Below are 22837 nucleotides of genomic sequence, written 5' to 3'. Positions count from 1 at the left end.
GTGGAATTGACCTACATAGAGCAAATTCAGGAAGCCGCCGCATACATTGCGGGCCGTCTGGGCGGCGTGAAGCCCGCCATCGGGCTTGTGCTCGGTTCCGGTCTGGGAGACATGGCTCACCAGGTGGAGAATCCGGTCGCCATCGATTACAGCGACATTCCGCATTTTCCGGTATCGACCGTAGAAGGCCATGAGGGCCGTTTTGTCGCCGGCACGCTGGAAGGCAAGCAGGTCATCGTGATGCAGGGCCGCTTTCATTATTACGAAGGCTATTCGATGAAAAAGGTCGTGTTCCCCGTCTATGTGATGAAAGCGCTGGGCGTCGAGGCCGTCGTGATGACCAATGCGGCCGGCGGCATGAACCGCGGCTTCCGGGCCGGGGATTTGATGGTCATCAGCGACCATCTGAATATGACCGGCGACAACCCCCTGATCGGGCCGAATCACGCCGAGCTTGGCGTCCGTTTTCCGGATATGTCCGAAGCCTATAACCGCGAGTACCGCGCGCTTGCTCACCGGCTGGCGGCATCCATCGTCGACGAGAACGGCGCAGCGCTGAAGCTGCAGGAAGGCGTGTACGCCGGTATTACCGGACCGACTTACATGACGCCGTCCGAGCTGACGATGCTGGCTAGGGTAGGCGGGGACGCTATCGGCATGTCTACCGTCGGCGAAGTAATCGCCGCCCGCCATGCAGGGCTCAAGGTGCTGGGCATTTCCTGCATTACCGACATGGCGATCGGGGAAGAGCTTGAACCTTTGACGCACGAGCAGGTTGTAGCTGTGGCGAATCGGACCAAGCCCAAGTTCATCGCGCTCGTAAAAGGATTTGTGCGGGAAGTCAAGCTGGGCTGAGAGGCATATATTTTTTCGGACCAACTGCTTTAGACCTATTAAATGCGGGGGAATCATGCTACAATATGGTTACTTGGAACTAGGTGTCTGTCCGATGAGGTCCGTGGAATGTATACACAAAAGTAACTCCGTCGGACAGACTCCTATGTGAAATGGCCTGATCCCGGTTAGGCCCATCTCCGATACAAGGATGTGATGGAGCATGTCAACCCCGCAATTAATGGTCGCCAACTGCCCGCGCTGCGGCAAAGTATTTCAGAAAAACTTGAGAAATCAATGTTCCGATTGTTCCCGGAGCATGGATACGGCGCTTAACGGCTGTCTGGATTATTTGCGCAAACATTATAAATCGACTTGCCATGAGGTTAGCCTGAAGACAGGCGTTTCCACTCATCAGCTGTACGCCTGGATGAAAGAAGGCAAGCTGCTGCTCGCCGACTATCCGAACCTGTCGTATCCGTGCGAAACTTGCGCTGCGCCGATCCGCAAGCACAAAATGTGCCCGGATTGCCTGGTGCGGCTGAACCGAGATATTCAGGCTCTGCAATTGAAGGAACGTCCCGGCCCGCACAGGGGCGCAGCGCTTGGAACGGCGGGCGCTTTTCAGATCAGCGGCAGAATCGGCCGCGTCTAATATTTTGTATTTTGGGCAATAGTAAAAGTACTTCCTCCGCAAGGAGGATATTTTTTCGAACGGCATTTTCACATTTTTGTCACAAAACCGTCAACATTTTGCCACCATATCCGTATGGGATTGTTTGGAGTTGTTAGGTAAAATAGATGAAGCGATCACATTATGGGGGGATATTGCATGCAAAAATGGATTTTCTTCGTGTTATTTATTGCTGCGGGCGCACTGGGGCTGGGAGTCCTTTTTCAAGATATTTCCGCACGCCAGCAGGAACGGGAAGCGGACGCTGCAGCCAGCAAAGGACAGCAATTGAAAATCGTAGCATCGAACTGGCAGTTTGACGCGGCCGACTACACAGTCAAGAAAGGCGAGCCGACGAAAGTGTCCATGTCTTTGAAAGAAGGCATTCATGCGGTCGATATTAAAGGGGACGGCTTCGAAATCAAGCTGACTAAAGAAAATCCTTCCCAGCAGTTCACGTTTGACAAACCGGGTACATATGACATTGAGTGCGTGCTTCCTTGCGGAGAAGGCCATGCAAAAATGAAATCGAAATTAATCGTTCAATAAAAAATGACACGACAGAGGGAGCGCCGAGCGCCTCCCTTTTTTCATCTGACAGGAGGAATATGTCCATGAGAATGGTAGATTTGATCCATAAAAAACGGGCGGGCGGCGAGCTGAGCCAACCTGAAATAGAGCATATCGTCAGCGGCTATACGAAAGGCGATATTCCGGATTATCAAATATCCGCGCTGCTGATGGCGATATTTTTTAACGGCATGACCAGCGAAGAGACGTCGGCGTTGACGATGGCGATGGCCGGGTCCGGAGATATGATCGATTTGTCGGCGATCGCGGGCGTAAAAGTCGATAAGCATTCCACTGGGGGAGTGGGCGATAAAATCAGTCTGATCGTCGGGCCGATCGTCGCTTCCCTCGGAGTTCCGGTGGCCAAAATGTCTGGGCGCGGACTCGGCCACACCGGCGGAACGGTGGATAAGCTGGAAGCGATCCCGGGATTTCAAATCGAATTGACGAACGAGGCGTTCATTGAGGCGGTCAACCGCAACAAAATCGCGATCGTCGGACAGAGCGGCAACCTTGCCCCTGCGGATAAAAAGCTGTACGCGCTGCGCGATGTGACGTCTACCGTCGACTCGATTCCGCTGATCGCCAGCTCGATCATGAGCAAAAAGATCGCTTCCGGGGCGGACGCCATCGTGCTGGATGTAAAAATCGGTTCCGGTGCGTTCATGAAAACCGCCGAGGAAGCGGGAGTGCTGGCCCGCACGATGGTCGACATCGGCCAAAGCTTGAACCGCAACACGATTGCGATGATTACGGATATGGAGCAGCCGCTCGGCCGGCAAATCGGCAACGCCAACGAAATCCGCGAATCCATCGAAGTGCTACGCGGAGCGGGCGAGCACGATTTGACCGAGGTGGCTGTCTCGGTCGCCGCTTACATGGCCGTGCTCGGCAAAGCATTCGGCACGTTCGAGGAGGCGCAGGCCGCGGTGCGCGATATTATCGCGAACGGCAAAGCCATCGACACGCTGAAACGTTTTATAGCGAGCCAGGGCGGCAATGCCGACATCGTTGACCGGCCGGAATTGCTGCCGGCAGCAGCGTACCGGATGGAGGTGCTTGCACCTGCGTCCGGTTATGTGAACCGGATCGAGGCGGAGCAAATCGGCATCGCCGCGATGCTGCTAGGCGCCGGCCGCGCGAAAAAAGAGGATCAGATCGATTATTCCGTCGGCCTGACGCTGAACAAAAAAATCGGCGACGCCGTATCGGCCGGCGAATCGATCGTGACGATCCATGCGAATCGTCAAGACGTGCGGGAGGTCGAAACGATGATTTTGCAAGCTTACACCATTGAAGACCGGCAGCCTCCCGCCACCCGGTTGATTTACGATGTGATCGTTTAAGCGAACTGTTGTTCTCGCAGAGAGAGGACAATTGCCGAGTACGAACAAAAAGCACCTTCAAAACCGTTGAGGTTGAAGGTGTTTTTTTTATTGCTTGGGAAATATTAGGTGCCCAGAAGCCTACAGGTGTCCACTTGCTAGAGCCGGTCGCACCATCTTGCCTTGTTGCGCGAAAAAAAACTGCAAAAATACAGTTTTTGCTCGATGGATGCGTTAGCCACGACAAATTCCTGCAATTGTGCAGGTATTTCGCCGCGAACATGGGCTCTGGTTCATTTGCATCGAAAATTCCTGTACAATTGCAGGCTTTTCGCGAAAATGAGCCGTTTTTATGGGAAAAACCTGCACTTTTGCAGGGTTTCCCAGTGCCGAGCCGTCCTTGCGCCATCCCGCTTCAGCGACGCAACCCGTGCTGGAGAGGCGTGGGTCGTGGGGCGGCCGCTGCCGCTTTGCGGCTGTCAAGTTTCCGCCATACCGGCGGCTGCCGTATAGGCGGTTTCTTTTTCGGCATTTTTCCCGATCTGGAATATTTTGTGGGCAAAACGTCAAGACTGATTAGCAGTACTTCAAGCTGCAATTTGCGGTCTTTGCTTCATACATTTCCAGGAGGGGTAGAATGACTATGCTTAAAAAAGGGCTTGTGAGTTTGATGTGTTGGCAGCTGCTCGCGCTGCTGCTGATGCCGGCGGCTTTTGCCGAAGAAAAGAAGGCGGAGCCGCTCGATTTGGCGCCGAACGCGCAATCCGCCGTACTGATGGACGCAGACACGGGTACGGTCATCGTCGATAAAAATAAGGATGCCAAGCTGCCTCCGGCGAGCATTACGAAAATTATGACCATGCTGCTGATCATGGAGGCGCTCGATCAAGGCAAAATCAAAATCGATGAAAAAGTCCGGGCTTCCGAATATGCGGCTTCCATGGGCGGATCGCAAATTTTTTTGGAGCCGGGCGAGGAAATGACGGTCCAGGAAATGCTCAAAGGCATTGCGATGGCTTCCGGCAATGACGCTTCCGTTGCAATGGCCGAGAAAATCGCCGGCTCGGAGCCAAATTTTGTACAAATGATGAATGAACGCGCACAGCAGCTTGGAATGAAAAATACGCATTTTTCAAATTGCAACGGGCTGCCTGTGGATAACCACTATACAAGCGCCCAAGACATCGCGACGATGTCGAGGGAACTGCTCAAGCACGATGAGATTACGAAATTTACCGGGGTATATCAGGACTATTTGCGCAAGGATACGGCCCATCCTTTTTGGCTGGTGAATACGAACAAGCTGGTTCGGTTTTACACGGGCGCGGACGGCCTGAAAACCGGCTATACGAGCGAAGCCAAGTTCTGCCTGTCGGCGACGGCCAAGCGGGACAATCTACGCGTCATTGCGGTCGTGATGGGCGAACCGAACACGAAGACGCGCAACGCCGAGGTTACGAAGCTGTTCGATTTCGCTTTTGCCCAGTACACCAATTATCCGCTGTTCAAATCCGGCGACGACCTGGGCAGCTTTAGAATCAGCAAAGGCGAAGTCACATCCCTGCCTCTCGTAGCGAAGCAAAACTACAGCATTTTGATGAAAAAAGGAGAGCCTTCGCAAAATATCCGGCACGAGCTGCAGATCAACCCTAATCTGAAGGCGCCGATCCGGGCGGGGCAGTCTATCGGCAAAATCGTCGTATACAACGGCGAAACCGTGATGGCCGAGTATCCGCTGGAATCGCCGCTTGCCGTCAATAAAGCGTCCTGGTGGAAGCTGTTCAAACGGACGACTTCCAACCTGTTCCATACGAATTAACGGCCGGAATCACGAATAAACTCGCTTTTTTACTAGTTTTAGCGCTTTTCTTCTAGTTTTGTCGGGTGGCAGGAACTTCCACTTCCTTTGTAGAAATCTAGTCTTCATGACTGGGAAGGAGTGAGCAAGGTTGAGCCTGCAAATTGAATTCGAGCAAGGCCGAAGAGCGCTGATTGTCAGATTGAAAGGCGAGCTGGATCATCATACGGCAGACGGCGTGAAAGCGAGGATGGAGGAAGCGATCGCCAAGGAAGATACGCGCCATGTCATTCTGAGCCTGAAGGAGCTCTCCTTTATGGACAGCTCGGGCTTGGGCGTCATTCTCGGCCGTTATAAGCAAATAACGGGCAAGGGCGGCAAAATGGTCGTATGCGACGTAACCCCCGCTGTATATCGCCTGTTCGAACTGTCCGGTTTATTCAAGATCGTATCGATACAGGACAACGAAAGATCTGCGATCTCCAGTCTGGAGGTTGCGCTATGAGCGATAAAAACTTTATGACGCTGCAATTTTCCAGCCGTTCCGAGAATGAGGCTTTCGCCCGGGTAGCGGTGGCTGCGTTCGTCTCGCAGCTGGACCCGACGCTCAACGAGCTGACCGACATTAAGACGGTCGTCTCCGAGGCGGTGACGAATTCGATTATTCACGGCTATGACAACCGGCGCGACGGGGTCATCACGATTACGACCCAGATCGAGGACGACATCGTGCATATTACCGTCGAGGACAGCGGTTCGGGCATCGAGGATCTGGAGCAGGCGAAGCAGCCGTTGTACACCTCCAAGCCGGAGCTGGAGCGGTCCGGAATGGGCTTTACGATTATGGAAAATTTCATGGACGAAGTGGAAGTTGTGACGGCTGTCGGAATCGGAACCAAAATTAAAATGATGAAGCGAATTGAATCTAAAAAAGCTTTATACAATTAGGGGTTTGATATATGGACGTCGATTTGAAACACGCCTCTCACAGTTATTTGGACGACAGTGAAGTCAAACGGTTAATCGCGCTCAGCCAATCCGGAGACGGGCTTGCCCGAGAGACACTTGTTAGCTGTAACATCCGACTGGTTTGGTCTGTAGTTCAACGGTTTTTGAACAGAGGATACGAAGCCGAGGATTTGTTTCAAATCGGTTGTATCGGACTGCTGAAGTCGGTCGATAAATTCGATTTATCGTATGACGTTAAATTTTCCACCTATGCCGTGCCGATGATTATCGGGGAAATTCAACGGTTTCTTCGCGATGACGGAACGCTGAAAGTGAGCCGTTCGCTGAAGGAGCTGGCGAATAAAATCAGGAAGACGAAGGATGAGCTGTCCAAACGGCTCGGCAGGCTTCCGACGATCAAGGAAGTGGCCGAAGAGCTGATGATTACGGCGGAGGAAGTCGTCTTCGCCCAGGAAGCGAACAAGCCGCTGTCGTCGATTCATGAGACGGTATTCGAGAACGACGGGGACCCGATCACGCTGATGGATCAGATTTCCGACGATTCCGGGGAAAAGTGGTTCGAGAAGCTGGCGCTCAATGAAGCGATAGGCACGCTTTCAGAGCGGGAGCGACTCATCGTCTACCTGCGGTATTACCGCGACCAGACGCAATCGGAAGTGGCAAGCAGGCTGGGTATTTCCCAAGTGCAGGTGTCGCGGCTCGAAAAGAAAATTTTACAATCGATCAAAGATCAGATTGCTCAATAACCGCCGAAAACGTTCTCCTTTGCGAGGGCGTTTTTTTTGTGCGCGGATGCGTAGTTTACCTGCGGCACAATCCGCCACAATTCGTCAATTGTTTGGGTTTGTTTGGGTATGGATTCCTGATTTTTAGGTCAATTGCCTTGCTCATTAGAAATCAAGTAAGATCTTGCTTACATAGTGCCGTTTCCGTATAATTTAACTTGCATAATCCAAAAAAAGTAAAGTAGGTGCCGAATGAGTGACGTAAAAATGAGTATGTATCCGAGCACCCAAGTATTGGACGAAAGCGCGGTTTTAGCAGCAATGGAGAGGTCACTGGCCATGATCGAATTCGACACTCAAGGAAAAGTGCTGTGGGCCAATGATAATTTTGCTCGGGCAATGGGATATGATGCAGCCGAAATGCCCGGATTGATGCATCGGCAATTTTGCACACCGGCGTTTGCAAACAGCTCGGAATACACGGCGTTTTGGAGAAGTTTGAACAGCGGGCATCCCGTTCAGGAAAAAATATTGAGGGTCGACAAAGAGGGGCGTCTTCTCTGGTTTGAGGCTACGTATACTCCGGTTTTTGATACGGAAGGCAAGGTGCAGGCCGTCATAAAAGTGGCTACGGATATTACGGCCCGGGAAAATGCCGCCACCCAAGTGACAAGCGACCTGAGGCAAATGGCCGAAGATCTCTTGAACCGCGCGGAAGCGGGGATTTCCCGAAGCCATGAAATTGCAGCGGCCATTGAACGGGTCGTTAAGGAATCCATTGAAAATACGCAGGCGCTGCAAGTGCTGGAAAAGAGAGCCGATGAGGTTCGCGGCATTTTGAAGACGATCCGCGATATCGCATCGCAGACGAATTTGCTTGCCTTGAATGCCGCGATCGAAGCCGCCCACGCCGGAGAGCACGGGCGCGGCTTTAACGTGGTAGCCGATGAAGTTCGGAAGTTGGCCAAGCAGACGGAAGATGCGGTGAAGGAAGTGAATGCCAATCTGGAAGGCATCGCCGCCCAGGTTGGCGAAATCGCCAAGGGGACGAAACGTTCGCAAACGGTCATCGCCGACAGCCGTCAGCGCATCGAGCAGGCCGTCGGCGAATTTACCGGCATCGGGCAAGCCGCGCGCCAGCTTGACCATCAAGCGAAGGCGTTGGCGGATATGCTGCAATGACACGAAGCAAGCTGAACTATCACCACGCCTGAATGTTATGGGAGTTCCGTAAATAAAATTTAAAATGCACGTAAAGAAAATGTCCCCGAATACAAAAAGGGGACATTTTTATTTAAATAAGACATGAATAACGAACTAGACAAAAAATGACAAATTACGAGCTTGTCCAACATTTGACAAAACAATAGGTAAATAGTAACAACTTTAGACTAATTTTGTTAACAAATAAATGACTTGACCGAAAACAATTCTCTGGGATAACATGGAAATGTCAGAAAATACCTAATACCCAATAATAAAGGAGAGAGCAAATGAGCAAGAAATCTTACAACATATTGGACGTAATAGCATCATATTAGTTGCAATGGAATTATTTATGAATTATCGTTTGTCATTTGCAATGGGTGTGGAATTGGCGATTGTGTGAGCAAAGCCGGCCTCAGGGCGCAGGTTTTTAAAATATTTTCGGAAGAACGGTTCGAACAACGATTCACATGGAAAAGGAGGATACCGATTTTCATTGGCGGTTCTGGAATTCCTGCGGCCGAATATGAAATATAGAATGCAGGCGCAAGCGAAATCATAGCACTATCATAGCACTGGAGGGAATTTATACACTTATCGTTGCGGTTTCGGGTAAAAGCGGATATGGAACATATTTATTGTGCGTTAGTACTGGGATGAGTCTGTCTATTTAACCGGACAGCATCATCCTGAAAAAAAAGAATAGGGGAGTGTTCCATGAATTTGTTTTCACAACTGAATTCCTGGGTTTTTCATGCCAATCCGCAGTCGAATGCAGATATGCGATTGTTTTGTCTGCCTTATGCCGGCGGAGGCGCATCGCTGTACAGAGCTTGGGGCAGAACATGGCCCCGGAACATTGATGTTTGCCCGATTCAGCTCCCGGGCCGCGAGAATCGCGGGTTGGAGGAGCCTTTGGCGGATCTCAAACATGTCGTGCAAACGTTAGCCGGAGTGCTTCAGCCGCTGCTGAACAAGCCGTTTGCGCTGTTCGGGCACAGCATGGGCGCTTTACTCTGCTATGAACTTGCACAGGAGGTGAACAAGCGTTACGGCGTAAGCCCTGAGCGGCTATTCGTTTCGGCCTGCACGGCTCCGCAACTTCGTGTAGAGGAGAAAGAGGTGCATCTGCTGCCGGAAAAGGAGTTCAAGGAAGAGCTTCGCGTCTTGAACGGGACGCCCGACGAACTGCTGCAAAACGACGAGCTGATGGAAATTTTGCTGCCACGACTGCGGGCCGACTTTGCCATCTGCGAAACTTACCGTTACAAGGCCGAGCTGCCGGTTTCTTGTCCGGTAACCGTGTTCGGCGGTTTGAAGGATACCGGCGTTAGCCGGACGGGTTTGGAAGGATGGAAAGAGCGGGTAAGCGGTCCGTTTGCTCTGCATATGTTCGAGGGAGACCATTTCTTTATTCACGAAGAACTCGAATCTCTCAAAGCTTACATGCTGAGGGACCTGGCGGAAACCCGGGTTTTGGTTCCCGCAACCGGGCGGGAAGCTGTTTTACACAAAATTTAGACACGCTTGCTTCACGATATGATAGTATCTATTTGTATTAAATCCCATAATATCAAAAATATTACTTCTAAGATGCGACATGGATGAATGCGTCAAAAAACAATTGAAACCAGCGGAGGGTGCGGTGAAATGAGTATTTTTGAACAATTGGAGTCCAATGTAAGATCGTATTGCAGAACTTTTCCAGTGACATTCGACCGGGCAAAGGGGGATTTGTTATATTCGGATAACGGGCGCGCCTATATTGATTTTTTCGCCGGCGCGGGCGCTTTAAACTATGGGCATAATAACGATTTTATAAAAGACAAAATGATTGACTATTTGCAAAAAGACCGCATCATGCACGGTTTGGATATGTACACGAAAGCGAAGGAGGAATTTATCCTATCTTTCTCCGAGCGCGTACTCCAGCCACAGCATTTGAACTACAAGCTTCAATTTTGCGGCCCGACCGGTACGAACGCGGTGGAGGCGGCGCTGAAGCTGGCGCGGAAGGTGACGAAAAGAACGGGAATTTTCGCATTCATGGGAGCTTTCCACGGCATGTCTCTCGGCAGCTTGTCGGCCACGAGCAATAAATCGCTGCGGGCCGGTGCGGGTATGCCGCTCGATCAGGTCACGTTCATCCCGCATCCCGGCAACCCATACGGAAGCGTGGATTCCCTGGCGTATATGGAGGAAATTTTGCTCGATTCGCATTCCGGCATTGATAAGCCGGCAGCCGTTATCATCGAAACGATCCAGGCGGAGGGCGGTGTCAACCCGGTAAGCCCGGACTGGTTGAGAAGCCTTCGGGAGCTGTGCAGCAGACACGATATATTGCTGATCATCGATGATATCCAGGTGGGATGCGGCCGAACGGGCTCGTTCTTCTCTTTTGAACATGCAGGAATCGTTCCGGACATGGTTACATTGTCCAAATCGATTAGCGGTTACGGGCTTCCGATGTCGCTGCTGCTGCTTAAACCGGAATTGGACGAGTGGGGGCCCGGCGAGCATAACGGAACATTTCGCGGGAACCAGCTTGCGTTTGTCGCCGCCCAGGCAGCGCTGGAATTCCGGGACCTGGTTCAACTGGACGAGCAAGTGAAGAAGAAGGAAATGTTCGTAAAATCGTTTCTTGAGAATGAAATCAAACCTTTAAATCAAACTATTTCCATTAGAGGACAAGGATTAATTTGGGGCATTGACGTTTCCGGCTTTGCGGACGAAGCGACGGCGAAGCTTATGACCAACTTGTGCTTCGAGGACGGTCTTATTATCGAGCGCGCCGGTAGACAGGATACCGTAATCAAGCTCCTTCCACCGCTAACCATTTCGATGGAAAACTTGAAAACCGGCTGCGAAATTATTAAACACGCCATGCAGCGGGCAGTCGGCAAACTTGAGTTCGTAAACAGTTAATTGTGTGAATAAGGTATTTTCAGTGATCGGGGGAGTACCACTTTGACCAAACGCATACCGGTATTTCGCAGATTAATACGTTATGTCAAACCGTATTCTTTCTGGGTCGCAGTTACGGTAGTTGCATCGCTTATTTTGGCTGCATTAGACATTGTGCTGGGCAAGTATATCGAACGAATGGTTGACGGGACGGTCGGTTCACTAACTGAAATTGTATTCTTGATCTCAGGAATGATTGTGATCGGTCTGCCTTTCAGGTATCTCATCAAATACGCTTCGGCCAGATTCAGCGTGAAGGCGCTGCGCGACTTGCGGAGTGAATTGGTGGGCAGAATCAGCCGCCTGCCGGTTGAAACCGTTGAACGCAATTTATCCGGCGATCTGGTCTCCAGATTGACGAACGATACGGGAGTGCTGCAAAACTTTTTTATTCAGCATTTTGCGAATTTGTTTTACTTGCCGATCGTTTTTGCCGGGGCGTTGGTCATGCTGCTGCTCACAAGCTGGAAGCTGGTGCTTTCCACGCTCATCCTGCTTCCGGTCGGCATGGCGATCGCCGCCTTGTTGACGAATTCCATGCGCTCTTTTTCCGAGAAAGTGCAGCAAAATATGGGTCAGCTCAATGCGCTGGCCCAAGATGCGGTCTCAGGCCTTGCCGTCATCAAGGCGTTTCAGGCGCAAGCGTATTTTTTTCAAAAATACAGCAACCTGATGAGGGACACCGTCCAAATGAGCTTGCGTCTGGAAAAAAGGTATGCCGCTCTCGGCCCGATAGCGATCTTCTTTCTTGCTGCTCCTTTCGTATTTGTTATCGTATACGGCGGCCGTTTGATCGCGCAGGGCGAGCTGGATGCCGGCGGCATCATTTTGTTCCTGTACCTGCTCGGTTTTATTTTGCAGCCGGTCAGTATGGCTCCGACCATGCTGGGGCAAATTCAGGAGGCCTTGGGTGCCGCCCGCCGTTTGTTCGAAGCTTTGGACTGGCCCGTGGAGACGGATGGGACGCCGGTGCAGGAGGCCGATCTAACGGGCGATCCGGTCGTTTTCGACAACGTATCCTTTAGCTATGACGGGCAGACGAACGTGCTGAACAAGGTGAGCTTCCGGCTGCGGCAGGGGGAAACATTGGCGGTCGTCGGTGCGAGCGGAGGCGGCAAGAGTACGATTTTCAAGCTCCTTTGCCGTTTTTACGAACCGGAACAAGCCGGCAGTGTGAAATTGTTTGGCCGCCCGCTTTCCGACTGGAAGCTGTCCGAACTCCGTTCCTGCCTGTCGGTTGTCGCACAGGACACGTATTTGTTCCCGGTCACGGTGGCCGAGAACATCGGTTACGGTCGGCCGGACGCCACGCGGGAGGATATCATTGCCGCAGCGAAAGCGGCGAACGCGCATGAGTTCATTATGCAGCTGCCAAACGGCTATGACACGCTTCTTGGCGAGCGGGGCGGCGGCTTGTCGGGAGGGCAAAGGCAGCGCGTCGCCATCGCGAGAGCGTTTTTGAAAAAAGCGCAGCTGCTGCTGCTGGACGAGCCCACATCCGCGCTCGATACGATGTCCGAAGCATTAGTCCAGCAAGCTTTGAAGCAGTTGATGACGAACACGTCGGTTATCGTCATCGCGCACCGCCTTTCGACGGTGAAGCAGGCTGACCGCATTGTGGTTCTCGATCAAGGGACGATTGCGGAGAGCGGAACGCACGACCAACTGCTTGAGTTTAACGGCGTGTATAAAAAGCTCTATTTGCATCAGCTTTCCCTTACGGAAACGGAGCCGGAAGGCGAAGATAAGTCTCGAGAAAGGGGGGCTGCTTATGCCGTTCCGTCAGGCCTTCGCTGATTTTCGCCAACTGATGTCATTTATGAAACCTCAACGAAACATGTATGTTACAGGGCTTGTCGGGGACAGTTTCGTGAATGCGAGTCTGACGATTGTGATGTCCTTCGTCATCCAGCATTTGCTTAATTATGCGCAATCCGGCCGAACGGACGAGCTTACGCGGGCGGTGCTGCTCGTTAGCGTGTCCGTGGCGGCGCTAAGTCTTTTGTCGCCCCTGTTCAGCTATTTATTTCTCCGCAGTATCAAAATAACGCTTGGTCAAATCCGCACGAGGCTGTTCGGACACATTGGAGAGCTTTCCTACCCGGCTGCGGAGCGCCGTCATTCAGGGGACCTCCTTTCCCGTTTAACCAATGACGTGCAGACGATCGAGCAGACCTACAACGAGCATTTGAAATCGATCGTATCCCAAATCATTACTTTTGCAGGCTCAATCATGGTGCTGATCGTTGTCGATTGGCGCTTCGCTTCGGTGCTGATCGTGCTCAGCCTGTTCACCGTGCTTTTCAATACGCAGTATGCAAAGCCGATGCGCAAAATCAGCGATAAGCTGCAGCTTCAAATGAGCGCATTTACGGAGCGGATGGGCGACTTGATCGCCGGATTGCAGGTCGTCAAACTGTTCGGTTTGTCAAACAGGGTGGGACGGCGCTGCGAAGAGATGAGCGAAGACATCTGCGAGTCAGGCATCAAGCAGGGGCACCAGTCCGGGCTGCTTGAGGCGGGCAACTTCCTAATCCAGTTTCTGAGCATGGGCGGCATGTTGTTCATCGGATTGTTCCTCGTATCCAAACAGCAGTTGGAGCTGGGTGTGCTTGGTCAAATCGTTCATTTGCAAAGCAACATTTCGCGTACGTTTTTTCAGCTCGGAGCGGCTGTAGCGTTGATACAGAACTCTTTTGCCGGCGCTGCGCGAGTCACGGAAATTTTGCAGGAACCGACAGAAGGGGAGCATGCGAGGAGGCAGGTTCTGCCTGCCGATCCGGATAAAGGTTCGATTGCCGATGTGACGGGCGGAGAGCCGGCGGCTATTGAGCTGAGCGGCATTTCGTTCGGCTATGAGGCCGAGCGGCCCGTGCTTCGCGATTTGACTTTGAGCGTGCATGAAGGCTCCGTAACAGCGCTCGTCGGTCCGAGCGGGGGCGGCAAAAGCACCATAATGAAAGTATTGCTGGGGCTGTATCCGCCGAGCGGAGGCATGCTGAAAATAAACGGGAAGCCGGCGGCGCAGTATTCGCTCGAAGAGATCAGAGGGCGGATCGCCTATGTGCCTCAGGAGGCGTTCCTGTTTCACGGCACGATTGCCGAAAACATACGCATCGGCCGGTTGGATGCCGGCGACGATGAAGTGGAGCGGGCGGCCAGGGCGGCCAACGCGCATTCGTTTATTGCCGAGCTCCCAGACGGCTATAACGCTGTCGTCGGCGAGCGGGGAGCCAATCTGTCCGGCGGCCAGCGTCAGCGGATCGCCATCGCCAGAGCGCTGCTGAAAGATTCGCCGATTTTATTGCTGGACGAAGCGACCGCTGCTTTGGATCCGGTGTCGGAGCACGAAGTCCAGCTCGCGCTGGAGACGCTCATGGCGAACCGAACGACGCTTGTGATCGCTCATCGGCTGAAGACGATCGAAAAGGCGGATTCAATTTGCGTAATTGCCGGCGGCCAATTGGAAGAACAGGGCACACATCAAGAACTGCTGGATAAGGACGGCTTGTACGCCGAACTTTACAACCTGCAATTTCATTCGCATTTAGAGAAAGAGCCGGCCTAGGAGTCTGTCCGACGGGTTGCTTTTGTGCAAACCTTCTACGGAGTTCCTCGGACAGACTCCTCACACATAGAAGGGGCTGTCCCTGGATTCCATCTTTATAATTTGACAGGAGTGTGCGTGCGTATCATGAGTCGTGAATTAACTAGCAAAAAGCGTGTCAGTCCCAAATCGCGTCAAACATTTGCATTAACACAACCGCAGCAGCGCATCTGGTACATGGATATTATGAATCCCGGCACAAGCATCTCGACGGTGACGGTGACGGTCCGCATTCGAGGCCGCTTCGACGCCGATGCGTTGACTCGCGCCATTCATGAAGTGATCCGGCAAAACGATGCATTCCGCATCCGGATTACTACCGTTAACGACAATCCGCAGCAGTATATGGAGCCGTTTTCGCCCAAGGAGATTCCCTGGGTCGATTTCTCCGGCGAGGACGACAGCGCTCAGTCCGCCTTAGCGTGGGTATCCCGGCACATTCGGCAGCCGATGGAAATGATGGAAGCGGATTTGTACGAGTTCGTCATTTTGAAAATCAGCGATGACGAGCATTGGTATAACATCAAAACGCACCATATCGCAACAGACGGCGTCTCGACGAATGCGGCGGTCAATTGGATCACGCAGTTTTATTTGGAATATTTAAAAGGGGTAGAGCCTAGCGGTGACAAGCGTCCGGCGTATATAGACTTTTTACAAACGGAACAGGACTACGAAGCATCGGAGCGTTATCAAAAAGATAAAGATTACTGGTTCGAAAAATTTCGGACTTTGCCGGAGGCGCTCGGATTAAAGCTGTACAATCCCGTTGCTATGAGCACGGAAGCGGTCAGAGCGACAGTGCAAATGTCCGATGACATGTTTCAAAATGTCAAAGACTTTTGCGCAAACAACAATGTGAGCTTGTTTACGTTCTTCCTTGGTGCGTTTTACATTTATATGCACAAAGCAACCAATCTGCAGGATATTGCGATCGGAACCGCATACGCCAACCGGACAACGAAGAAAGAAAAAGAAACGCTGGGTATGTACGTCAGTACGGTCGCCACACGCGCATATGTCGAGCCGGCGGCCAAGCTGACGGCTTTCCTGCAAACCTTAAGCAAGGAACAGGCGGCGATTCTTCGCCATCAGCGCTATCCGTACAACAAGCTGATTCAGGACTTGCGGGAAATTCACAACTATCAAGATATTCAGCGGCTTTTTGGCGTCAGCGTTCAATACCGGACACTCAGCTGGCTGGAGAACGAAGAGATCAGCTATCAAGTGGACACCCCGTTCGCCGGGCATACCGGCAATGACTTCGATGTCCATATCGTGGAAATGCTCGACGATCAGCAGTTTCTTTTGCATATCGACTATAGAACGCAGTTGTTTGACGAGGACGAAATCGCACAAATTTTCAAACAGTATTTGACGATTGTCGAACAAATCACGCAGCAGCCGGAGAGCGCAATCGAGCAGTTGTCCCTGATCGGCAAAGAGGAAGCGGACACGGTACTTACTGTGTTCAACCGGGCCGACGTGCCGTACGCCAAAGACAAAACGATTCACCAATGGTTCGAAGAACAAGCGGAACGCACGCCGGATCATGCGGCCGTCGTCTTCGAGAACGAGCGTTTGACGTACCGGGAATTGAACGAGCGGGCCAACAGGCTGGCCAGGACGCTGCGGGCCGAAGGCGTCGGACCGGACCGGTTGGTCGGACTTATGACGGACCGGTCCCTGGAAATGATCGTCGGTATTTTGGGGATTTTGAAAGCGGGAGGCGCCTATATCCCGATCGATCCCGAATATCCGGAAGAACGGATCCGCTACATGCTGGAAGATTCGGGAGCCGGGCTGCTGCTTATCAAGGAGCATTTGCGGAATCAGGCGGCTTTCGGCGGGAAGATTCTTTCCCTGGACGACGTCGGCGTGTACCATCATGACGGTTCGAATTTGCAGCACATTGTACAATCGGACCATTTAGCCTATGTCATCTATACATCCGGAACGACCGGCAGGCCGAAAGGGGTTATGGTCGAGCATCACGGGCTCGGCAATTTGAGAACTTTTTTCGAACAGGACCTGCGTATCGATGCGAGCGACCGGATTATCCAATTCGCCAGCTTTTCATTCGATGCTGCGAGCTGGGAAACTTATATGGCTTTATTTTTCGGCGCTACGTTATACCTGCCTTCGTCTTCGGTCATCTTTAACTACCGCTTGTTTGAAAATTATATGACCGAGCATGGAATTACCGTTGCGACATTGCCGCCGACCTATGCGGTTTATTTGGAGCCTGAGCGTTTGCCAAGCTTGAAGAAGCTCATTACGGCCGGTTCGGCTCCTTCCGCAGAACTTGTTCAAGCATGGAAAGATCATGTAGAGTATTTCAACGCCTACGGTCCGACGGAAGATTCGATTTGTTCAACCGTTTGGGCTTATCAGGAGGAGCTGAGCAGCCAGAAGTTCGTTTCAATCGGCCGGCCGATATGCAATCACCAGGTTTACATCGTCGATGCGAACCATCATCTGCTGCCTGTCGGCGTGGCGGGCGAGCTGTGCATCGGAGGCGAAGGGCTCGCCAGAGGGTATCTCCACCGTCCGGAGTTGACCGAAGAGAAGTTTGTGCGGAACCCGTTTGTGCAAGGCGGGCGCATGTACAAAACCGGAGATTTGGCCAGATGGCTGCCTGACGGCAATATTGAATATTTGGGACGGATCGACCATCAGGTCAAAATTCGCGGATACCGCATCGAACTGAGCGAGATCGAAGCGCAATTGATGAAAGGAAGCTCCATGCAGGAGGCTGTTGTTGTCGCTTTGGACGACGAACACGGCCAGAAGCAGCTGGCGGCTTATTTTGTCGCGGGCACTCAGGTGCCGTCCGGCGAATTGCGCGCGCTGCTGGCGCAGGAACTTCCCGCTTACATGATTCCGTCTTACTTCGTGCAGTTGGAACAAATGCCGCTTACGCCAAACGGAAAAATCGACCGCAAAGCGCTGCCGTCGCCGCAGGAAAGCGCGCAAACCGGTACCGAGTACGCTGCGCCCCGCACGCCGATCGAGGAAATGCTCGTTTCGATGTGGCAAAAGGTACTGGGTGCGGCATCGGTGGGCATTTACGATAACTTCTTTGAGCTTGGCGGCGACTCGATCAAGTCGATACAAGTGTCTTCCCGCTTGTTCCAGGAAGGATACAAGCTGGAGACAAGAGATTTCTTCCAGCATCCGACGATTGCGGAACTGAGCCCGAGGGTGCAATCCGTGCACCGGACGGCCGACCAGAGCGAAGTCACAGGCGAAGTCAGGCTGAGTCCGATCCAGCGGTGGTTCTTTGAGCATCAAACGAGCGATACGCATCATTTTAATCAAGCGCTGATGCTGCTGCGCAAGCAAGGTTTTGATGCAGCCGTCCTGCGTAAAACGGTGCAAAAGATCGCCGAGCACCACGACGCGCTGCGCCTAGTTTTCCGCCAAGGGGCTGGCGGCGAATACGAAGCGCGGAAACGCAGCTTGAACGAAGGCGTGCTGTTCAGCCTGGACGAGTACGATTTTCGCGACGCAGCGGACTGCGGTTCGCAAATTGAAGCCATAGCAAACGAGCTGCAAGGCAGCTTCGATTTGAGCGAAGGCCCGTTAATGAAACTGGGCTTGTTCCACTGTGCAGACGGAGACCATCTGCTGGTCGTTATTCACCATACGGCGGTTGACGGCGTATCGTGGCGCATCTTGATGGAAGATCTGGCCAACGGCTATGAACAGGCGGCCAAAGGAGAGGAGCTGCGGCTTCCGCTTAAGTCGGATTCGTTCCAATTGTGGAGCGAGCGCCTGGCCGAGTATGCGAACGGTCCGGACATGGAATCCGAACTGGCCTACTGGAACGGCAAGCTTCAAACGGGCATGCCGCCGATTCCGAAGGACAGGGACGAGGAACACAACGCTGTCAGCGACAGCGCTACCGTGACCGTGGAATGGACAGAGCAGGAAACGGAGCAGCTGCTGAAACACGTCCATCGCGCCTATCGCACGGATGTGAACGATTTGCTGCTGACGGCTCTCGCCTCGGCGGTACAAGCCTGGTCGGGCTTGGAGCGAATCGCCGTCAATCTGGAAGGGCACGGCAGAGAGGATCTTTTTGCGGATCTTGACGTATCGCGGACGGTAGGCTGGTTTACGAGCCAATATCCGGTCGTGATTGACATGGATCCGGGCCAGGATGTGACGAAGCGGATCAAGAACGTCAAGGAAGAGCTGCGCCGCATTCCCCGCAAAGGCATCGGCTACGGCATGCTGCGTTACTTGAGGGGGAATGGCGAACTTTCGCTTTCGGCAGGCCAGCAGCGTCAGCCGGAGATCGGATTCAACTACCTGGGCCAGTTTGATCAGGATTTGAGCAGCAGCGGCCTGGAATTTTCGCCTTACTCCGTAGGAGCTTCCGTCGGCGGGCAAGCCAAACGGCATGCTGCGCTCGATTGGAACGGCATGATTTCCAAAAGCGTGCTGACCTTTACCGTCAGCTATAGCATAAAGCAGTATGAGCGCGCAACGGTCGAGCGTTTGGCCGGACTGTTCCGCGAAAGTCTTCGCGTTATCATCGCCCATTGCCTGTCGCAAGAGCGCACGGAGCTGACGCCAAGCGATGTCACGCTGCAAGGCTTGACGATCGAAGAGCTGGAACGGTTTACCGAGGTGAGCCGTCCTGCCGGAGAAGTGGAAGATCTTTATCCGCTTTCCCCGATGCAGAAAGGGATGCTGTTCCATTCGCTGATGAACCCGCAATCGGGATCTTATTTCGAACAAGCTTCTTTCGATTTGCACGGCGCATTCCATACGGAAATATTCGAGCAAAGCCTGGATTCGTTGATCGGGCGGCATCCGATTCTGCGGACGAATTTTAACAACAGTTGGAAAGATCAGCCTGTACAGGTCGTATTTAAACATAAAAAGGTGCAATTCCGCGTCGAAGATTTGCGCGAGCATGAGGAAGGACAGCGCCGGGCGCTCCAAATGGCAGCCATCGAGCAAGATAAGCGTCAAGGCTTCGATCTGACGAAAGATACGCTCATGCGCGTCACCGTGCTCAGAACGGGCGACGAAAATTATTATGTGCTCTGGAGCTTCCATCACATTATTATGGACGGCTGGTGCTTGCCTTTAATGGTGAAGGAAGTGTTCGATACGTACTTCGCCATATTGGAGCGCAGGCAGCCTGTACTTCCGGAGGTCGCGCCTTACAGCACCTACATTTCGTGGCTGCAAACGCAGGATAGCTTCGAAGCGGCCGACTACTGGCGCGCCTATCTGGAAGGATATGAGCAGCAGGCTGTGCTGCCCAAGTCCGATTTGGTCCATCGCGAAGAAGGTTATGCTGCCGTTAAACGCACATACACGATAGGCCGTGAGCTTACCGGACGAATGAACCGGACGGCGAGAGGGCAGCAGGTGACGATCAATACTTTGCTGCAAACCGTTTGGGGCGTTATGCTGCAAAAATACAGCAACAGCCGGGATGTCGTCTTCGGCAGCGTCGTGTCGGGCAGATCGGCGGATATCGCCGGCATCGAAACGATGATCGGGTTGTTTATCAATACGGTGCCGGTGCGCATACGCTGCGAAGCGGAGACATTATTCGCCGACCTGCTGAAATGGAACAATGAACAAACGCTGGATGCGCGCGAATTCGAAACGTTCCCGCTTTATGAGATTCAAGCTTTAACGGAGCTCAGGCAGGACCTCATCAACCATATCATGGTGTTCGAGAATTATCCGGTCGAGCTGAATATGGAACAGTCCGGCAGCAGCGGTGAAGCCGGCTTTACGATTGCCAACGCCGCAATGAGCGAGCAAACGAATTACGATTTCAATCTTTGCGTTACCCCGGGTGAAGATATCCGAATTGACTATGAATTCAATGCATTGGCTTTTGATGAAGCGAGCATTGCGCGCATTCATGGGCATTTGCTTTACATGCTGGAGCAAATTGTCGACAATCCGGCACTCCCTGTGTGCGAGCTGAAGCTTGTGAACGCGCAGGAGATGGCGGTGGTCGTAGACGCGTTCAGCGGCAAGGGCGCCGAGGGAGATGAGCTGCTGCTTGAAAAACCGTTCTGCGCCTACGTCGAAGAGCAGGCGCAAAAAGCTCCCGGGCATATCGCCGTCATCTATGCCGGCAAGCAGCTGACTTACCGCGAATTGAACGAGCGGGCGAACCGTCTGGCCGGCGAATTGCGCGATTTGGGCGTCGGACGTGAGACTGTAGTAGGCATTCTCGCAGACCGCTGCGCGGAGTTGGTCGTTGCCTGTCTGGCTGTCTGGAAAGCGGGCGGGGCTTACGTTCCGCTGGATCCGGACTATCCTGCCGACCGCATTCAATTTATGTTGGAAGACAGCGCTGCGGCTGTGCTTTTGACGCAAACGCATTTGCTGCATGTGGCGCAGCCCGGGCAGTCCGGCCAGTCCGGCGAGCAGCAGGCTTCGCGCGCGGTTCTATGCCTCGACGATGAAGCGAGTTATACCGGCGACCCGGCTGACCGGCCTTCCGTCAATGAGCCGCACGATTTGGCTTATGTGATCTACACTTCGGGTACGACGGGGCGTCCGAAAGGAGTTATGATCGAGCACCGCAGCTTCGTGAATACGGCGGTTGCCTACCGCAGGGACTACCGGTTAACCGAGTTCCCGGTCCGTCTTTTGCAGCTCGCCAGCTTCTCCTTTGACGTATTTACCGGCGATATCGCCCGGACGCTTTTGAACGGCGGGACGATGGTCATCTGTCCGAAGGAGGACAGAATCGATCCGGAACGTTTATACGGGTATTTGCGCGATCACCAGATTACGGTTTTCGAATCGACGCCTGCACTGATCGTGCCGTTTATGGAATATATTGCAAATAACAATCTGGATATTTCTTCCATGAAATTGCTGATTACAAGCTCGGACAGCTGCAGCGTGCTGGATTACCGGAAGCTTCAGGAGCGTTTCGGCGGGCACATGCGCATTATTAACAGCTATGGCGTAACCGAAGCGGCCATCGATTCCAGCTTCTACGACGAGCCATTGGCGAAGCTGCCTGCATCCGGCAGCGTGCCGATCGGCAAGGCGCTGCTGAACGCCCGCTTTTACATTCTCGACGCGCATCTGAATCCGGTGCCGGTCGGCGTGGACGGCGAGCTGTGCATCGGCGGTCCTGGCGTCGCCCGCGGTTATTTAAACCGTCCGGAGCTTTCGGCCGACAAGTTTGTCGCCAATCCGTACAAGCCTGGAGAAAAGCTGTACCGCACGGGGGATTTGGCGCGTTGGATGGCGGACGGCAATGTGGACTTTATCGGCCGGATCGACCATCAGGTGAAAATTCGCGGATACCGCATTGAGCTCGGCGAAATTGAGTCGGCCATGCTCCGCTGTCCGGGCGTCCGTCAAGCCGTAGTGACCGATCTGACGGATGAACGCGGAAACAAATATTTGTGCGGCTACGCCGTGCCTGAGCAAGATGGCGATCTCGCTTCGCTGCAAGCGCATCTTCAGCAGGTGCTTCCGCCTCATATGGTGCCGGCGCGCCTGATGCTGCTGGAGCAAATTCCTTTGACGCCGAACGGCAAAGTGAACCGCAAGGCGCTGCCGGTTCCGGAGGAGCCGGTTCATGCCGGCGGCAGCTACGAGGCTCCGCGTACAGCCGTGGAACAGACGCTTGCCGCGATTTGGCAAGACGTGCTGGGCGTGCGGGCTGTAGGCATCCGCGACAATTTCTTTGAGCTTGGCGGCGACTCCATCAAAGCGCTGCAAGTTTCTTCCAGGCTGCTGCAAGCCGGCTACAAGCTGGAGATGAAGGATTTGTTCCAATATCCGGCGGTGGCGGAGCTGAGCCCGCGCATTCGTCTGGCCGGCCGCATCGCCGATCAAGGCGAAGTAACCGGAAGCGTAGCCGCTACGCCGATTTTGCGGGCGTTTTTCGAACAGCAGCATGGCGATGCGCACCATTACAATCAGGCCATGATGTTTTACCGCCGGGAAGGCTTTGACGAAAAGGCTTTGCGCCGGGTAATGGCAAGCATTACCCGACATCACGACGCCCTGCGGATGGTGGTGCGGGTAAATGAACAAGGCCATGAGCTTTTGAACCGCAGCGTTCGCGAAGGGGAATTGTTCACTTTAGATACGTTTGATCTGAAGCATGAAACGGGAACGGATACCGCCGCAAAAATAGAAGCGTTGGCTAAC

The 22837-nt window shown here is 53.2% G+C and carries 15 protein-coding genes and 1 pseudogene (1 of these 16 only partly in view); all 16 read left to right on the top strand.

Going from position 1 to position 22837, the window contains the following annotated elements; all coding sequences use genetic code 11:
* On the top strand, nt 1-855 hold the full coding sequence (locus AC0LWT_RS12055; RefSeq protein ID WP_474681492.1) for a purine-nucleoside phosphorylase: 855 nt from the start codon (nt 1-3) through the stop codon (nt 853-855).
* A 202-nt stretch (nt 856-1057) separates the two neighbouring features.
* Nucleotides 1058-1489, top strand: coding sequence for a flagellar protein (locus AC0LWT_RS12050; protein WP_474681491.1), 432 nt, complete (start codon nt 1058-1060; stop codon nt 1487-1489).
* Between the two features lie 177 nt (nt 1490-1666).
* Nucleotides 1667-2056: a cupredoxin domain-containing protein gene (locus AC0LWT_RS12045; RefSeq protein WP_474681490.1), complete on the top strand. Its 390-nt coding sequence runs from the start codon at nt 1667-1669 to the stop codon at nt 2054-2056.
* Nucleotides 2057-2121: 65 nt separating this feature from the next.
* Nucleotides 2122-3423: a pyrimidine-nucleoside phosphorylase gene (locus AC0LWT_RS12040; protein WP_474681489.1), complete on the top strand. Its 1302-nt coding sequence runs from the start codon at nt 2122-2124 to the stop codon at nt 3421-3423.
* Nucleotides 3424-3557: 134 nt separating this feature from the next.
* Nucleotides 3558-4043 carry a hypothetical protein gene (locus tag AC0LWT_RS12035; protein ID WP_474681488.1) on the top strand — a complete coding sequence of 162 codons (486 nt, stop codon included), beginning with the start codon at nt 3558-3560 and terminating at the stop codon, nt 4041-4043.
* A gap of 2 nt (nt 4044-4045) precedes the next feature.
* Entirely contained in the window at nt 4046-5221 is a 1176-nt protein-coding gene (locus tag AC0LWT_RS12030; protein ID WP_474681681.1) for a D-alanyl-D-alanine carboxypeptidase family protein, read from the top strand.
* 130 nt (nt 5222-5351) lie between these two features.
* Nucleotides 5352-5705: an anti-sigma F factor antagonist gene (spoIIAA, locus tag AC0LWT_RS12025; protein WP_474681487.1), complete on the top strand. Its 354-nt coding sequence runs from the start codon at nt 5352-5354 to the stop codon at nt 5703-5705.
* Nucleotides 5702-6148 carry an anti-sigma F factor gene (gene spoIIAB / locus AC0LWT_RS12020; protein WP_474681486.1) on the top strand — a complete coding sequence of 149 codons (447 nt, stop codon included), beginning with the start codon at nt 5702-5704 and terminating at the stop codon, nt 6146-6148. The genes spoIIAA and spoIIAB overlap by 4 nt, the downstream gene beginning before the upstream one ends.
* A gap of 11 nt (nt 6149-6159) precedes the next feature.
* A complete protein-coding gene (gene sigF / locus AC0LWT_RS12015) occupies nt 6160-6915 on the top strand; it encodes an RNA polymerase sporulation sigma factor SigF (RefSeq protein WP_474681485.1) in 756 nt (251 codons plus the stop codon).
* A gap of 231 nt (nt 6916-7146) precedes the next feature.
* Nucleotides 7147-7542, top strand: a pseudogene (locus tag AC0LWT_RS12010) (PAS domain-containing protein); the annotation flags it as partial.
* Between the two features lie 39 nt (nt 7543-7581).
* Nucleotides 7582-8076, top strand: coding sequence for a methyl-accepting chemotaxis protein (locus tag AC0LWT_RS12005; protein ID WP_474681680.1), 495 nt, complete (start codon nt 7582-7584; stop codon nt 8074-8076).
* Between the two features lie 741 nt (nt 8077-8817).
* The gene (locus AC0LWT_RS12000) at nt 8818-9621 is read left to right on the top strand and encodes a thioesterase II family protein (RefSeq protein ID WP_474681484.1); all 804 of its coding nucleotides are present in this window, start codon (nt 8818-8820) and stop codon (nt 9619-9621) included.
* Nucleotides 9622-9750: 129 nt separating this feature from the next.
* Nucleotides 9751-11025 (top strand): diaminobutyrate--2-oxoglutarate transaminase, encoded by a 1275-nt coding sequence (gene ectB / locus AC0LWT_RS11995; RefSeq protein WP_474681483.1) that lies wholly within the window; start codon nt 9751-9753, stop codon nt 11023-11025.
* A 42-nt stretch (nt 11026-11067) separates the two neighbouring features.
* Nucleotides 11068-12861 (top strand): ABC transporter ATP-binding protein, encoded by a 1794-nt coding sequence (locus AC0LWT_RS11990; RefSeq protein WP_474681482.1) that lies wholly within the window; start codon nt 11068-11070, stop codon nt 12859-12861.
* The gene (locus tag AC0LWT_RS11985; protein WP_474681481.1) at nt 12836-14632 is read left to right on the top strand and encodes an ABC transporter ATP-binding protein; all 1797 of its coding nucleotides are present in this window, start codon (nt 12836-12838) and stop codon (nt 14630-14632) included. Before AC0LWT_RS11990 ends, AC0LWT_RS11985 begins: the two co-directional genes overlap by 26 nt.
* 126 nt (nt 14633-14758) lie before the next feature.
* Nucleotides 14759-22837: the 5' end (the start) of a non-ribosomal peptide synthase/polyketide synthase gene (locus AC0LWT_RS11980; protein ID WP_474681480.1), read on the top strand. It continues 19293 nt past the right edge of the window; the window shows 8079 of its 27372 coding nt (coding positions 1-8079); its start codon is at nt 14759-14761; its stop codon lies off the right edge, out of view.

This window comes from Paenibacillus sp. sgz302164 (genome assembly GCF_056120505.1).
Note: the sequence above shows the minus strand (reverse complement) of the source record. Positions and strands in the feature narration are given on the sequence as shown.